The sequence below is a fragment of the Bacillus sp. FJAT-27225 genome, from assembly GCF_001685025.1.
Classification (GTDB): domain Bacteria; phylum Bacillota; class Bacilli; order Bacillales; family Cytobacillaceae; genus Bacillus_D.
In genome coordinates this window covers 1-15,192 of sequence record NZ_MAYU01000025.1, presented here as the reverse complement: position 1 = coordinate 15,192, position 15,192 = coordinate 1, and the positions used below count along the sequence as shown (strand labels likewise).

The window sequence follows — 15,192 nt, the reverse complement described above, 5'->3', positions numbered from 1 at the left end:
GAAGGGCCTTTTACGGGAATTGCCAAGTTTAGAAATCAAAATCATCTTTTGGAGTGGATTTTCTTTTCTTCCTTAAAAGTATGAAGCCGATTACTAAGAGCACACCCACTCCCAGAAAAACATATAAACCGGTATTATTCTTTTCTGTATCAGTTCCATCCGCAACTGATTTAACATCAGCTCCACTTCCACTGGTACCTGGTGCAGCTGCTGGTTTTTGGCCGCCGACAAAGGACAATTTATTGATGATTCCTTTACCTACCTGGAACACAAAACCGTCATAAACTTTAGGGTTATAAGCATTGACGATTTCCTGGTAGTACAGCGTGACTAACGGAGCTTCTTCAGCTACGAATGATTGTATTTCCTTGATGATTTCATTCCGTTCTGCCTCGTTATACGTATTTTTTAATTTATCAGCCATCTCGTCGAAATCAGAGTTTTTGTAGCCGCCGATATTAACCGAGCCGACGGCTGGATCAGAATGAAACAATTCAACCATCCGGTCAGGGAATAGTTGCATTGTGTTGGACCAACTCCACAGACCTAAGTCGAAATCACGCCCTTTGCTGACATCGAAATCAGGCCACATGAGTGAATCTACAGTCGTTGCGTCCATGGCTTTAACCGTATTTTTAATTCCTACTTTATTAAGTGCCTCAGATACCAGTTCTGCAGTTCGGATCCGTATCGGGCTATTTGAATAGACAAGGGTTGTTAAATCGATCTTCTTCCCTTGCTGGTCTTCCCTAAATCCATCACCATCCTTATCTTTAAAACCTGCTTCATCGAGAATCTGTTTCGCTTTCTCTGCGTCAAAAACCGGCTTCAAATTACCATTATGAGTTGCTGACGAAGGATGTATGAATCCAGGGCTGCCAACTTCCGCAAATCCGAGGAGAACCGTATCGACCAGACTTTGTTTATCAATCGCAAAATCTATCGCCTGTCTGAACGCCTTTTCCGTCATTGGATACTTTTCAGCATTGATTTGGAACAGAGTCGTGCTGTATCCAGGACCCCTTGCAACTTTAAGGTCGGCGTTAGATTCAAACTGATTGACCAATTCAGGAGAAATGCTTGAAGAGATTGCATCAATTTCGCCAGACTGCAGAGCATTCAGCATGGCGGTTGTATCTTCAATGATTGGGAAAATAATTTCCTCAATTGGCGGAGTACCCTTAAAATAGTCCTTATTGGCTTTCATTTTGTAATATTGTCCTGATTTATGTTCTTCTAGGATGTATGGTCCGCTTCCGAGAGCGTTTGTTTCATCATCCGGCTTATCGATTTTGGACCAAACATGTTCCGGCAAAATTGGAAGATCTGCTAAAGGCTGAATCATGAAGTTAGGCTCCGCTTTTGAAAGAACTAAGGAGAAAGTAGTGTCATCTTTTACATTGACTGAGGCGATTGACTTTAGTGGATTCGTAAATCTCGATTTTGGATATTTTCCAAAATATTCAATTGTAAATTTCACATCGTTGGCAGTTAGTGGCTTCCCATCATGCCACTTTACATCTTTATGAAGTGTAAATTCATAGGTCAAACCATCGTCACTAACTGAGTGCTTTTCAACCAGCCACGGAATAGGCTTATTTTCCGCATCAAGGTGGAACAGACTGTCATAAAGGAGGGTCACCAGATCTAATCCGGGATAGCCAGTTACATATGTGTAAGGATTAAGCCCGTTTTCATCTTTTGTTATGCCGACTTTCAGTGATTTCACGGATTCAGCTGCTTTTACAGGAAAGAGGCTTGCCGAAAATATAAGAACGATGGTCAGGAAATTAACAACAATCTTTTTCATGCTATCCCTCTATTCATTTTTAAAGTTAGATAATAAGTTCAGCTAAATGAAAGTTTCCTTCTCTTCTATAGGCTTCTGCAAGTGGGAAATGTCCATGAGTAGCAAGTCCGTGATAGACATGGACTGCTTTGTCCAATGCTTTATGGATGGCACGACCCTTTTCCTTATGTGTAGCTAGTTTGGAAAATCCAGGAGAAATAATTTCTACAGTTTTTGGATCAAGCATTTCTTCAAAATGCTGGCCGCTAAACTCCATTTGGCTCTCCAGCATGTCCATAGCCCGCTCTTTCTGTTCCCACACCTCCGTAATATCAACTACTGTGTTGGGGTGATGAGGAGTCATGTAATAAATGGTCGGAATTGGATGCGGTCCGAGACCTGGCATTTCATCAAGTGCAAAGTCCCTGCTGGAAAGGGCTATAGATTCCAATAGGAGGGTCATAGCAGGCCTTCGGTCCGGATCAAGATCATGGAATGAATGCTCTGGGTCCTGGGTAATGATAATGTCGGGCTTCACTTCCCTGATAACTTTAACGAGTTTCTTTTTGGATTCAACACCAAAGTCGACAGCTCCAGATTCGAAGTTAAGAAACGCGACATCTTTTATGCCCAATACTTCTGCAGCCTTCCTTACCTGAGGCTGGCTGGTCTCCCTGCAAAGCATGATGGAAGCAAAGGATTCCCCGCCGCTGAGGATGTTTTTCGCAAGTGCTCCCCCGCACTCCACAACTTCCATTCCGTAAACTCCCAAAAATAATACTTTTTGTCCTAGGGCCATTAATATTTACCTCCTTTAATGTACATTACCCCTCTACCGTATATCGAGGTAATTAGTCTAATATTAATATTCTTGCTTTATTTTGTAAATACTAAATTTTTAGAATTTTTAAATTAAACATTTTGGTCATGGCCTGTCTCTTCTGGACATAAGATGTGTTGAATAGGAGGGATTATTATGGCTGTCTTTAATTATTTTGTATTAGGAACTCTTATAGCCACCACTTTAGCATCAATCACATTATCCTTTTTGTATCGGAAAAGGATTACCCATATGGCCGCGATGGCCCTTTCTATGGCGATTGGCATGAATACTGGTATTGCAGCAGGAATATTTTTTGGTTTCTTTTTAAAAGGGAATTTATTTGCCTCTACGATTATATCGGTTGTGGCTGGAATTACAGCGGGTGCTTCGGCAGGTATTGCACTTGGCCTGCTTCCAATAATTGAAGGTGTAATGGCAGGGCTGATGGGTGGCATGATGGGGGCGATGCTTGGTGAGATGATATCCAATACTCATGCCATTGTACTAATGAAAATTTTCCTAACTCTATCTGTTAGTTCCTTGCTGCTTTTTTTTATTCTATCTAAAACAGTTGATTCAACAATTGATTTTAAAAGGTGGATACTAAAGCCTCTTCTCACCTTTCTAATTTTGGGAACATATTTTTACTTTGGTGAAAAATTGAATACGGATCTAGCTTTTTCAAAATCGAATAACTCATCCCCTTCTAGCCCGGTTGTTCACAAAAAAGAGCCCGCCAGCAAAGCAAATAGGATTACAATTACGGTTAAACCGTCTAAGTTTACCTACTCGCCAAAACAAATAAAGCTTACCAAGAACAAAGCAAACATCATTACGTTCATCAATCATGACAACGTGGACCATGATATTGTCATTGAAGAGATGCCCGTAGAAGAGGGACATCAGGAGCATTTATCACATGGTGGCGGACTCCATCTTCATGCGACCCCGCATTCTCAAGCCGAACTAACTATTACCCCAACAAAAACAGGAATCTACTATTTTTACTGCTCCATTCCAGGGCATAACGAACAAGGGATGAAAGGTACAATTCTTGTTGAGTAATAAAAATTAATATGGATACCTTTCATTTTCTATTAAAATTATTAGGAGAATTATAATGTGTCAAATCTAGAGAAAGTTTAAATGGTAATACAGTGAGAGAAGTTGTTTGTTGACGTGCAGAAGGACCAGCTAACCTCGCCGACAGATGTGGAGCAAATGAGAAAAGACCGCAAAAAACTTTGCGGTCAATTTCATAAGATATGGGAGCATACATTTCTACACTTTGATAACTGTCTCCAGCGCCCATCACCCGAGGTCAAAAGCCGCTCAAGAATTGAAGGCAAAGAACTCCCGCTATTGGAGTGGCTTATGCTGGTCAGGACCGAGCATTAAGGAAAGATACCAAGAATAAGCTTCACAGGAACAAAGGGTTAAAAATTGTGCGTTATCTAAGGTGTAAGGGGAGTATAGTCTACTCCTTTTGTATAGCGGTTGGCTGCATTCCATAGTAGGAATTCGTTGATTCCATTTTCATTCAAAGCACGGATTTGGGCTTCCACTTCAGCTTTTCCGTATTTTTTATAGTTCCCTGCTCCTAGATAGCTGGCGGTAAAGTCCTGGATCCAAGGCCTTGAGACCGGGCGGTTTTCCAATGCATCCAATACCTTATTTTCATGCTTTGCGTACTCATTAATGATTTCGTACGGCTGCAGGTCAGGCTTTGCAATGCCGAAATAGCTTGTCCAGTGGCTTGGGTAAATCATACTGGAGATGGCATCCACATTGGCCGAGATTTTGGAAAAGTTCTGGCCGATTCCCGGAGCTTCCGGAAGAGTGGCTGCATAGCCGAAAATATCAACCGAGACATCTACATTGTAAGGCTCGAGTTCTTTCTTTGCATATGCAACAAAATCGGTGACGGCATCGACCCTTTTTTGGACATTATCTTTTTCCACTTGGCTGTAATCTCCCTCGGAATACTTAAGCGTGCTATCCCTTTTTTCAAATCCTTCCGGGAAACGAACATAATCGAACTGGATGTCTTTGAAGCCCATTTTGGCTGCTTCTTTGGCAATTTCCACGTTATATTCCCATACTTCCTTCATAAACGGATTGACAAAGCTTTCGCCTCGTCCATTTTTCCACACCTTGCCGTTTTCGGTAAAACTAAGGTCCGGCCTCTTTGCTGCAAGGTGGTTGTCCTTAAAGACCACCACGCGGGCAATTGGATAAATCTTCTTTTCTTCTAAGGTTTTTAATAGTTTTGCAGGATCTTTTATGTATGGGCCGCCAATCTCCTCGAAAGGTGAGCCTTCTTCAGGCTGATATTGCAGTAAACCAAAATCATCTTTTATATCGATGACCATGCTGTTCAATTCAGTCGTTTCAACAAGATTCACAAGCTCATCGAACCTTGAAACGCTCACTGTCGGTCCGGTCACATAGATTCCTTTTACACCATCTTCCGGGTAATCAAAAGAAAATGGGGATTTAAAACCTTCCGGCTCTTTCTTTTTAGGCACGGGCTCTTCAGCCAATTCACTTTCTGGTTTTTCGGGCGTGGTTGCGGCTGTCGGCGGTGGCTGGCCAGCACTTTGCCCCTGATTGCTGCTGCATCCTATTAGCAGGAAAGAAACCAATAAGATGATAAGAGTTTTGTAGTTCATTTCGATTTCTCCTCTGGTAAGTCTTTTTATCTATTATAAATACGAAACTCGAAGAATAGTTCGAATTTCGTCGGAAATGTTGCAAAAATATGAGTTTCTCCCTACTCCATTGGGTATGAAGATAGTAGAATAAGCATAATGGAGGAATCAGTTTGAAATCAATTATTCCCATTTTGTTTGCCGCTATCTTGCTTGCTGCATGCAGCGGAACCAAGCAAAGCAATGAATCCCGAGACACAGAACCTATACCCTCCGCGGAAGCCGTGAAAACGGGAAATGCAGAAAAAACGGAGGAAAAAGAAGTGTCTACTAAAGAAAATACGGAGGAAGCTGTCGAAAAAAACGAGCCAATCTATAAGCTAAATAACGCCAATTGGGTCATCGAACGGCTGGATGGCACCGAGGAAAAAAATGTCCTCATCACAATCGACGATGCACCTGATAAGCATTCGCTTGAAATGGCAGAGATTCTCAACAAGCTTGGCGTAAAAGCGATTTTTTTCGTAAATGGGCATTTTCTTGACACTCCTGAAGAAGAGGAAAGATTGAAAAAGATCCATGATATGGGCTTTGCCATTGGCAACCATACATATTCGCATCCCACTCTGACTAAAATTTCAGAAGAGGAACAGAAGCAGGAAATCGTCAGCCTGAATGAGCGGGTAAAAGAAATCACAGGTGTTTCCCCTGCCTTTTTTAGAGCGCCTTTCGGTTTGAATACAGATTATTCCAAAGAGATTGCCGCGCAGGAAGGCATGCTGCTTATGAACTGGACGTATGGCTATGACTGGGAGAAGCAATACCAGAACCCCGATGCTTTGGCTAAAATCATGGTCGACAGCCCGTACCTTACCAATGGTGCAAACCTTTTGATGCATGACCGCGAGTGGACGAAAGACGCACTTGAGGATATCGTCAAAGGCCTGCAGTCCAAAGGATATTCCTTTGCCGACCCCAATTTGATAGAGGTCCCTGAAAGAGGAAATGGGTAAAAAAACTCAACAGGCCTGGATGGGTCTGTTGAGTTTTTTTATTCCTAATTTTCATATTTTTGGCCAAACGCTTTATAACCAATTCCTGTTCTAGGAAGATTTTACTCCATTTATTGACCAAAAAAATCCTTCAATTTATCGAAGAAGCCATTCCGCTCATTTCTTTCCGTATTATAGGAGAGACCGAAATTATAAGTATACTCATCCCCGTTCTTCGTACGGTAAACATAGGACGGATCTTCCCTGAATCCTGGGATATCCCCCACTTCATTGTCGACTGCCTGTTGGTTGGCCGGCATCGTAAAAGGAAGTTTCCCAACAGGATTAAATCTGCCGCGGATAACATCGATTAACGCTTCTGGCTTCGTTCCAAAAGTACCAATAAAGGATGCAGCATTTGGCTCAACATTATTGAGCAGCCATGGGCTTCTCAAGTTTATAGCCGTAATTGTGGGAACCCTCTTTTGTATTTGATTGATTCTATCAATTTGGCTGACTTCAGTTTCAGGGCCGATTAACAACTGTGGGAAGCGTTTTAATATGTCTTGCTTCGGCATAATCCAGATAAGAGCATGCGTTGCGTTCTCGAGATTGTCTGTTAACGTAATACTCTTATCGTAGTTCCGAATTGTTTCTCTAAGCCTTTGTGTCGCTGCTCCATTTGATCCCCCGGGGAACATCTCCACATAAAGCCTAGCTCCCTGGATTTTTTCATCCGTTAAGGGCAATAACTTATTGTCATTCCTCATTAATACCACGGACTTGCGATGCGCCAAATCAGCACGTTCTTGTGAAGCAGGGTCATTCGCAACTTTAAGAGCATTATTTGGGTCTACATAAGGATTTTCAAAAAGGCCCAGCTTCATCATCTCAGTCAGCAAATAGGTTGCAGACCGGTTTACTCTATCTACACTTACCAATCCTTGGTTAACGGCCGAAATAATTGGAGTTGGGTTCGCAACTCCAGAGAATATATTCGTTCCTGCATTCAAGGCTTTTGCAAACCTTTGTTCAACTGGCAAATCTAGTGCCCCCCACGCTTTGTCGATAACGGCACTCGTATCTGAGTTTACATAGCCTAGGAAGCCAAGCTGGCCCCGAAGGTAGTCGGTAATAAAGCTTCTGTTCATAGCAAAGCCAACTTCTTCAAACTGCTGTTCTGCACTAAACCTTGGCAGTCCCTGTTCCACACTTTCATTACTTGGATACGCGTAATATGGCATGATTGACGTTGCATCAGCTTCAATCGCTGCCCGAAAAGGCGGAATATGGTACCTCACTAGACTGCCTTCTGTCGGATAAATATTGTATCGGCCTTCTTCAAAATGAGGATCCTTCCCTTCTTCACGCGCCCCGCCGCCTGGGAAATGCCTAACAGTAGTGGATACACTGTTTTCATTAAGGATATCACCCTGATACCCTTTAACAATTCTAAAAATGATATCTGAAATAATCCTTGGATCTTCACCAAAGGTTTCATCAATCCTTGGCCATTCTGGATCGGTCGACACATCTGCTGAATACCCATATAGTTTACGTATACCTGAAGCCCTGAACTCTCTTCCAGAAACTCGTGCAAATTCCGAAATAAGATTCAAATCGCGTGTAGCGGCAAGACCCAAGGGATCTGGCCAGTATGAAAACTGTCCGGGAGACTGTATATCTGGAGCAGTCGAAGCATGATTTCTTGGATTGGATATAATTACAGCCGGAATCCCTAGCCTTGTCCTCTCTGCTGCTTCCTGAAGCTGGTTATTATAATTTGCAATCATATCTGCACTAGGAAATTCACGAAAAATAAAATAACGGGTACTCTGATCGAGCATCTTATTCGGAAGGACGAGCTTCCCTTCCTGAAACTTAGGAAACTCAGGTATGAGCAGCAGTCCTGACTTCTCCTCCAAAGTCATTTTAGAAACCAAGTCCCGTACCCGTTCCTTATCGGAAAGCTGCCAGTTTTCATAAGGATCTAGCTGTCCATTCCCATTTAAGTCCTTAAAGGTCATTCCATCAACCGTTAATTTTTGTTTTACTCTAGCATCGATTACAGGCGGCGCCGTTTGTTGTCTTTTTTCCGCACTCACTTGGAAAACAAACGAAGAAAGCGTTAAAAAAACAACTAAAGAGGAAGAAATTATTTTCTTCAGAATTAAACCCACTAAAAACACTTCCTTTATTGATAAATAGTATCCAACTATTTTTACTGTCTCTTATTAGCAGATAATTCATCCAAAAAAATCAAAAAATGCCAGTTTACTGTACTACCTTACACCCCTGGATATAACGCATTAAAAAGAAGCAAGAAAAATATCCTTGCTTCAACCAAGATTATTTTAATTAGCTGCAAAAAGGCCAAATCGTTAACGATTTGGCCTTTTTGTTCGTTAGTTTACTGCCTTCTCCTTCGATTGCGAAAGAACGATGGAATATCAAGTGAGTCGTCTTGCTGCTGGGTATCCCGTTCGTAGTTCGCGGGCTCTTCGTAGGCAGGCGGCTGGCTGTGATAACTGGATTGGTTGTAGTTTTCCTGTTGGCCGTAGCTGCCAAATCGACTGTACCTGTCGGACTGGGCATTGCCGTAATTATTCCTTGATTCTTGATAGGCAACTGGCTCTCGCTGTCTCGACTGAGCCTGGTATTGCTCACGTGAATTGGCATTTATATCTCCATTACGGCGCGATGTGTTTGACGGCGGAGTTTCCTTCTCATCATGATCGAATCCGGTCGCAATCACGGTCACCATGATTTCTTTATTAAGGTTTTCATTGATGACGGATCCAAAAATCATGTTAAGCTGGTCATCTGTTGCAGCCGCCACAATATCGGCCGCTTCTTGGACTTCAAACAAACTAAGATCGGTACCGCCGGTGATGTTCATCAGCACTCCTTTGGCACCATTGATGCTTGTTTCAAGGAGCGGCGAGGAGATAGCCTTTTTGGCAGCTTGAGCAGCACGATCTTCGCCTGAAGCCATTCCAATTCCCATAATCGCAGTTCCTTTGTTGGACATGATTGTTTTTACATCAGCAAAGTCCAGGTTAATCACTCCAGGCACGGCAATCAAGTCGGAAATACCTTGGACACCCTGCCTGAGAACACTGTCCGCCTCACGGAAAGCTTCAATCATGGGTGTTTTTTTGTCTATGATCTGCAGCAACCGCTCGTTAGGAATAATGATTAAGGTATCAACGGCTTCCTTCATCGCTTCAATTCCGGCTGCCGCATTTTGTGCCCGCTTTCGGCCTTCAAAAGTGAACGGACGAGTCACTACTCCGATTGTAAGTGCGCCAAGTTCGCGCGCGATACGGGCAATCTCCGGCGCAGCTCCGGTCCCGGTTCCGCCGCCCATTCCGGCCGTTACGAACACCATATCGGCACCTTGCAGGGCATCCGCGATCTGCTGTCTGCTTTCCTCGACAGCTTTTCTGCCGATTTCAGGATTGGCACCCGCCCCCAGGCCCCTTGTCAACGAACTGCCGATTTGCATCGTGACCTCCGCTTTTGACATGTTGAGAGCCTGCGCATCTGTATTCACGGCAATAAACTCCACTCCCTGCAAGCCGTCCTCAATCATCCGGTTCACGGCATTATTTCCACCACCGCCAACCCCAATTACTTTTATAGTAGCAAGTTGATCGATATTGGTTTCAAAATCTAGCATATATATAGTCCCCCTACCTTTGCTTCAGTTATTGCACCTATTTTTCACTATACATATATAATTCGACACAGTCATGGAAACTTTGTCTATTTCTGCAATTTGTTAAAGAACTGTAATTTTACAGTAATAAAGTGTCATACTTCATGAGACCATATATCCTATAATTGGACCTTTCTTTTATTTTAAAATCATTAATTTGTTAAATTCCTACCAAGGGAACAAAAGGAAGGAAATACTTTCTAAATTATAAAAATAAAGACCACCCGATTACTTTATAGTAGACGGGTGGTCTCATGTTAATTCCCCTTCATTATTTCTTCTTTGCGGCTTTCGTATTCCTTATCGGAGATCTTACCTTGCTCCTTCAAACAATTGAGATGCTGCAGTTCCAACTCCGTAAACCCATTTTTGCCGGTTAGCACTTCTTCTTCTGTGACCAAAAAGTATTGAGTGGGATTCAGGGAATATTTAAACTTGCCATTTTGGTCGTATGCTTCTACCTTTATTTTAATACTGCCTTGGCCAAACTCTTCAGCTTTTACAGTAATAGGGATAGATACGGTTTCCCCTTCTTGGACCTCCGTCCATTCAGTAAGGACCGTTTTTCCCGCTTTGCTATTCTGGATGACACCGGATGCCTCAAAGACGGCTTTGGCCTGTGCTTCGGGATTCCCGAATTTCACATGTAAATTCATTTTCATTTGATCTCGGCTGAGCGGTTCCTCGATTACATCGAGATTAGCGGTGATCGGCGGCAATAACTTACCTGATTGCATCCCGCTAGCCTTGCCACCCTCACTCTGACTTTCCATATTCCGACTGCAGCCTGCAATTGCCAACAAACAAATGAAGAGGACCAAACATCTTTTCATTTTTTCACTACCTCCACTAACAACCCCCACATTACTGAGTGGTAAAGAAAAAATTTTGTGCACCGTCTATGATGCTGTGATTTTCACCACTATCATCAACTGATTCTGCTTCTTTCTCATCTCTTGCATAGAGGTACTCACCCAGTCTACATTCACCAATGTCTCAATTATACTTTACAAAAGCCTGCGTGTGATTATCTCACATCCTTCCCAATATAATAATTATAAAAAAATGACCCCAATTCATGAGTGAACTGAGGTCAAATGGTTAGTATATTCTTAAAAAATTCTTTCCTGACAATCTAGTTAATAATTGTTTGGCTCCAAACGATGTTTTTCATAATAATTGTCTTTTTCCTTTACCGGTATTTGAACGGCCATCGTACTTATTTCCCACTATTAATTTTCACGGTCGCGGCCTCTTTCAAAGAAGGATTTTTCTATGATATTGTTCTGAGCCTTGATTTCTTTACCCTTTACCTTTCCTTTTCCTTTTCCATTCTTCATAACCTCGGTGCCGACGGAAGCATAGATGCTATTTGCAATTAATCGATAGCTATATTGTGTATGCGCTCTAAAGGCAAGGTCATTAGCGAACAAGGTAATCGTGGCGTCTTCAAAATTTTTCGTAATAGCGAGAGTTTGGCCCTGCGCTCTTTCGTGTCCTGGCCACCAGCCGGAAACATAGAAATCATCAGCGTCACTGAAGGTTGCCAATACTTCTGCATCTTCCGGAACGGAGGTTATCCAGGCCCCCTGTGTTGTATAGAGCAATTCATTTTTCTCGTAGCCGGAAGTCAGGATGTGGTCATTAACGACGGCTTTAACCAGCCCTTCATGGCCGCCTGCTGTTCTACTTATCGCTAGTCCCGGGAGTGCTCCGCTGCTTCTAACAGCGTTGACAGCAGAATATCCTATGCCTACAAACGATTTACCGGATATGCCGTTTGGATTAAAACTGCCCCCCATGCTAATAATGACGTCAGCTTCCTCTTGTGGCACCAGGTTGAATCCAAGCTCCCTTAACGAAAAATTAAGTTGGTTGGATCCTGTGGCTGCAACCTTTGGCTGGCGCAATTGTTCTGTTTTTACCTGGTTAGTAGTGCCTGCAGGTGTGGCTTCAAAGTAATAGTTTTTCCCATAAGCCTGAAGATCTTTCGTATTGACGATAAAGTCTCCTTTATTGATGCCTGCTTTTGTTTCAGTTGCTTTTTCCACCATAACCCCATGCTTTAACAATTCATTAACTAGTTTAATAGTGTCATTATTCGTATTGGCCAATACTTGTTTCGGTGTGTTACCAATTATTTGACCAGTAGGCAATGTCACTTTTTCAACCTTTGAAGTATCTTTTGCAAAGGCATTAGGGATACGAATGGCATGAACATCAAAGCCGCGCAGATCCGGGAAATTGGTTACAATCGGATCATACATGGCCGCCCAGTCTGAGGAATTTTCTCCTTTGCTGAGCATCGCATTCGCCACCCCGCGTTTCGCTTGTTTCATTGGAACAATAAATGTTCCTTTCGGATACATTTTCCCATTTACCATCATATTTTTTGTTGTTTGCTCAACCTTTACACCATTGCGGAGTAAATATTGGACCATCTTATACGCTTCATGGGTATTTTTTTGTTCTTTTTCATCTACCGGAAGCACATAATAATCCGGGAAGTAGCTGGCATGTTCTCCCCTTACCCGGCCGATTGATTCGCCATTCGCATTAACGAAATATGGATCCACTGCACGATTATCCTCACCCTTGACACCGCGGGCAAAGATCTCCAGTTGATTTTTAAATAATTGATCTTTGTTTTCGGTAACAAAATGTGCAGCTCCCAATCCTGCCCCTTCCATTGCGCGATAGCCGTTCTGGCTAAGCTCAGGAACCTCAATTGTATGCCCCAATGAACCATGAAGCATCGCATACATAGGGGTATAAGCAGGAGTCGCATCATCCCAGCCATCAGCCCATGCTTCCGCAGGAATAAAATAAGATGTTAGTTTTGAATTGCCAATCCCTGCTTGTCCCATCGCATTGGCTTGATCAATCATCGTGTTGTAAAGCAGGTCATACTCATAGTTAGGGTTATGAGGAGGTGTTGTTGGCTCAATTAAAAACCCGGAAACATACCCATGCTGATCAATGAAGGACAATGGCGTCCACTTGGCGATAACCTGAGTAACCTGCTGTGTTTCCACCTGAGTTTGATAATGATTATCCCGGTTCAAGTCAAAGCCGTTGGCGTTTGCCCTTGTATTGGCCACTCTTCCATCAGGATTGTTCGTAAACATATAAAGGAAGATAACATCATCCAAAACCTCGTCAACATCCATTTTAACGGTTGATTCATTTGCTCCCTTGCCAGCTTTAAAAGTGACCTCATCCTCAAGAGCGAACTTTTTGAGTAATTCTACGGAAACATCGACACCTTCTGCTTCATCCGGATGGATATTGTTCATCCAAACTGGCACCTGATAGTCGCCCATCGTCCCGTTTTCTAATTTCTTGATTAAACTTTCCGGATTTTCTAATGCGGTTGGCAGTGTTTCGTTTAAATACTTATCGACAGCACTTTTATCTTTAGACAATATAACAAAATGAAGATCGCGCCCCTGCACTGTCTTACCAAGGCTTTGATATTCGAGATAGCGATTATTGTCCGGGTCTGCCTTAGCTTTGGCAAAAATTTGATCGATTTCAGGCTTTAGCTGATCGTAAAAAAGGAACTGATCGTAAACATTAAGTGTGACAGTTTTTGCAGCCTTTGCCTTATTTTCAGGACTAACCAATGCCAATTCATAGTCGCCGATAAACGCTGGATATCGAGTCCTAACTGATGATACATTCTCCCTGTTAAACAGCAGTCCAAACTCCAAGGTTGCCTTAACAGTCGTGGTTCCATCTACAAAATGTGGTGCTTCTTTAACTGAAATAAACGGTTCCCCATTATAATTATTACCGCTTGTCCATTTTTTCCATTCAGAAATGCTCTTGCCGCCAAATGTCCATTGTAATTTAGTTAAATCAACATTCCTGCCAAAATCAGCCTGTACCTCGACAGTTCGAACCTCAGTCATGGAAAATAAATCTCTGCTTGTCTCCAAGTCTACTACATTGAAGTCTTCTGCTGCTTCAATTGCCGAAACAGGGAATGCTGTTTGGGCAAATATTGACAGCATCATAAGCAATGCTAGCAATCCTGAAAAATGCTTTTTCATTGAATCATCCCTTTCTATGTAATGTTTTATAGACAACCAGAAATAATATAACAGAAGATTCGGAAAATTATTGCCGAATTTTATGGAAAACATAGAGTCTTTCTCGACATATTTAGAAGATCCTAAAGCTAGAAGGAACAACCCTTTATTGGTAAATCCGACACAATTCCTATTGTTTTTTTTTCTGTTTTCTAAAGAAAAATTAGTTGACTTTTAAAATTAATTTATGATATCATTAAAAGTTTGATAAAATATAAAATTTATGGTATCATTAAAATGATATATGAAGGGGTGGATTATTTGTTTCAAATTGGCGATAACATCGTTTATCCAATGCACGGAGCAGGTATAATTAAAGCCATTGAAGAAAAGGAAATATCAGGGGAAAAACAACATTATTATGTCATAAAACTGATACTCAGTAATATGCAAGTCATGATTCCTACGGGTAAAATATTGAGTTCAAGTATACGCCCAGTTACTGACATAGCTGCATTAAAACACATAATAAACATTTTTCAGCATGGAGAATCAGATAGATTATTGCCGTGGAAACAAAGGTATAAAGTGAACACGGATAAAATTAAAACGGGTAAAATTCAAGAAGGTGCCGAAGTTGTACGTGATTTAATGCGTATGAAGAAAGAAAAAGCACTTAATACAAGCGAAAGCAAAATGTTAGATAACGCACATAAATTTTTGATTAGTGAACTGGAATTAATTAAAGGGATCACTGAACATCAGATAAAAAGTTTCTCTTAAGGTTAATTATAGATAATGTAATACATCTCCAGAAGATATTCTGAGTTTTACGGGAATACGATTATTATTAAACATTCAACTTGTTCAACTTACTTTTAGAGCATAATGTCCGCTGCCTTTTCAAAAATGGCAGTTTTTTTGTTGTTTTAGGAAAATTTTATGTTGGTGCAATTCTTACAATGTAGAAATGCAAATCATTCCCTGGCGTAATTAGGAGAATTCGTGATTATGTGGTACACTTGGTTTACCGTTTGATTTACATGTTTATATGCGCCCCACTCAATCTTGAGTGGGGCTCCTTGTTTTTATAAGAAGAAATAAAAAAAACAGACTCTATAAAGAGTCTGCCAGATTGTCGACAAAAGGGGTTCGGAATGGTCTCATTCCGAACCCCTTTTG

General features: G+C 41.8%; 10 protein-coding genes. 3 read left to right on the top strand and 7 right to left on the bottom strand.

The annotated features are described in order from the left end of the window. Nucleotides 1–28: 28 nt before the first annotated feature. Together A8F94_RS22675 and A8F94_RS22670 are read right to left on the bottom strand one after the other, a co-directional pair. A complete protein-coding gene (locus tag A8F94_RS22675) occupies nucleotides 29–1,810 on the bottom strand; it encodes an ABC transporter substrate-binding protein (RefSeq protein ID WP_066206150.1) in 1,782 nt (593 codons plus the stop codon). A 25-nt stretch (nucleotides 1,811–1,835) separates the two neighbouring features. Then, nucleotides 1,836–2,588: a PIG-L deacetylase family protein gene (locus A8F94_RS22670; RefSeq protein ID WP_066206147.1), complete on the bottom strand. Its 753-nt coding sequence runs from the start codon at nucleotides 2,586–2,588 to the stop codon at nucleotides 1,836–1,838. A gap of 177 nt (nucleotides 2,589–2,765) precedes the next feature. On the opposite strand from A8F94_RS22670, the gene A8F94_RS22665 reads away from it, so the two are divergent. Next, a complete protein-coding gene (locus tag A8F94_RS22665) occupies nucleotides 2,766–3,677 on the top strand; it encodes a plastocyanin/azurin family copper-binding protein (RefSeq protein ID WP_066206144.1) in 912 nt (303 codons plus the stop codon). A gap of 389 nt (nucleotides 3,678–4,066) precedes the next feature. On the opposite strand, the gene A8F94_RS22660 is transcribed toward A8F94_RS22665, so the two are convergent. Next, nucleotides 4,067–5,284 (bottom strand): putative glycoside hydrolase, encoded by a 1,218-nt coding sequence (locus tag A8F94_RS22660; protein ID WP_077247870.1) that lies wholly within the window; start codon nucleotides 5,282–5,284, stop codon nucleotides 4,067–4,069. 152 nt (nucleotides 5,285–5,436) lie between these two features. On the opposite strand from A8F94_RS22660, the gene A8F94_RS22655 reads away from it, so the two are divergent. Then, entirely contained in the window at nucleotides 5,437–6,276 is an 840-nt protein-coding gene (locus A8F94_RS22655) for a polysaccharide deacetylase family protein (RefSeq protein WP_066206141.1), read from the top strand. Nucleotides 6,277–6,386: 110 nt separating this feature from the next. On the opposite strand, the gene A8F94_RS22650 is transcribed toward A8F94_RS22655, so the two are convergent. The 4 genes from A8F94_RS22650 to A8F94_RS22635 form a co-directional block, all read right to left on the bottom strand. Beyond that, complete coding sequence (locus A8F94_RS22650) at nucleotides 6,387–8,435, bottom strand: glycoside hydrolase family 3 protein (RefSeq protein WP_066206138.1); 2,049 nt, start codon at nucleotides 8,433–8,435, stop codon at nucleotides 6,387–6,389. Between the two features lie 230 nt (nucleotides 8,436–8,665). Then, entirely contained in the window at nucleotides 8,666–9,937 is a 1,272-nt protein-coding gene (gene ftsZ, locus A8F94_RS22645; RefSeq protein WP_066206135.1) for a cell division protein FtsZ, read from the bottom strand. Between the two features lie 296 nt (nucleotides 9,938–10,233). Continuing rightward, nucleotides 10,234–10,809: a hypothetical protein gene (locus A8F94_RS22640; RefSeq protein WP_066206133.1), complete on the bottom strand. Its 576-nt coding sequence runs from the start codon at nucleotides 10,807–10,809 to the stop codon at nucleotides 10,234–10,236. A 399-nt stretch (nucleotides 10,810–11,208) separates the two neighbouring features. Continuing rightward, a complete protein-coding gene (locus A8F94_RS22635; protein ID WP_066206130.1) occupies nucleotides 11,209–14,031 on the bottom strand; it encodes a M14 family metallopeptidase in 2,823 nt (940 codons plus the stop codon). A gap of 300 nt (nucleotides 14,032–14,331) precedes the next feature. On the opposite strand from A8F94_RS22635, the gene A8F94_RS22630 reads away from it, so the two are divergent. Further along, a complete protein-coding gene (locus A8F94_RS22630; RefSeq protein WP_175384501.1) occupies nucleotides 14,332–14,793 on the top strand; it encodes a CarD family transcriptional regulator in 462 nt (153 codons plus the stop codon). The last annotated feature ends 399 nt before the right edge of the window (nucleotides 14,794–15,192 follow it).

What these genes read in the sequence shown, in the direction of transcription:
- A8F94_RS22675 (WP_066206150.1), bottom strand. Translation starts at nt 1,810, where the DNA reads ATGAAAAAGATTGTTGTTAATTTCCTGACCATCGTTCTTATATTTTCG.
- A8F94_RS22670 (WP_066206147.1), bottom strand. Translation starts at nt 2,588, where the DNA reads ATGGCCCTAGGACAAAAAGTATTATTTTTGGGAGTTTACGGAATGGAA.
- A8F94_RS22665 (WP_066206144.1), top strand. Translation starts at nt 2,766, where the DNA reads ATGGCTGTCTTTAATTATTTTGTATTAGGAACTCTTATAGCCACCACT.
- A8F94_RS22660 (WP_077247870.1), bottom strand. Translation starts at nt 5,284, where the DNA reads ATGAACTACAAAACTCTTATCATCTTATTGGTTTCTTTCCTGCTAATA.
- ftsZ (WP_066206135.1), bottom strand. Translation starts at nt 9,937, where the DNA reads ATGCTAGATTTTGAAACCAATATCGATCAACTTGCTACTATAAAAGTA.
- A8F94_RS22640 (WP_066206133.1), bottom strand. Translation starts at nt 10,809, where the DNA reads ATGAAAAGATGTTTGGTCCTCTTCATTTGTTTGTTGGCAATTGCAGGC.
- A8F94_RS22635 (WP_066206130.1), bottom strand. Translation starts at nt 14,031, where the DNA reads ATGAAAAAGCATTTTTCAGGATTGCTAGCATTGCTTATGATGCTGTCA.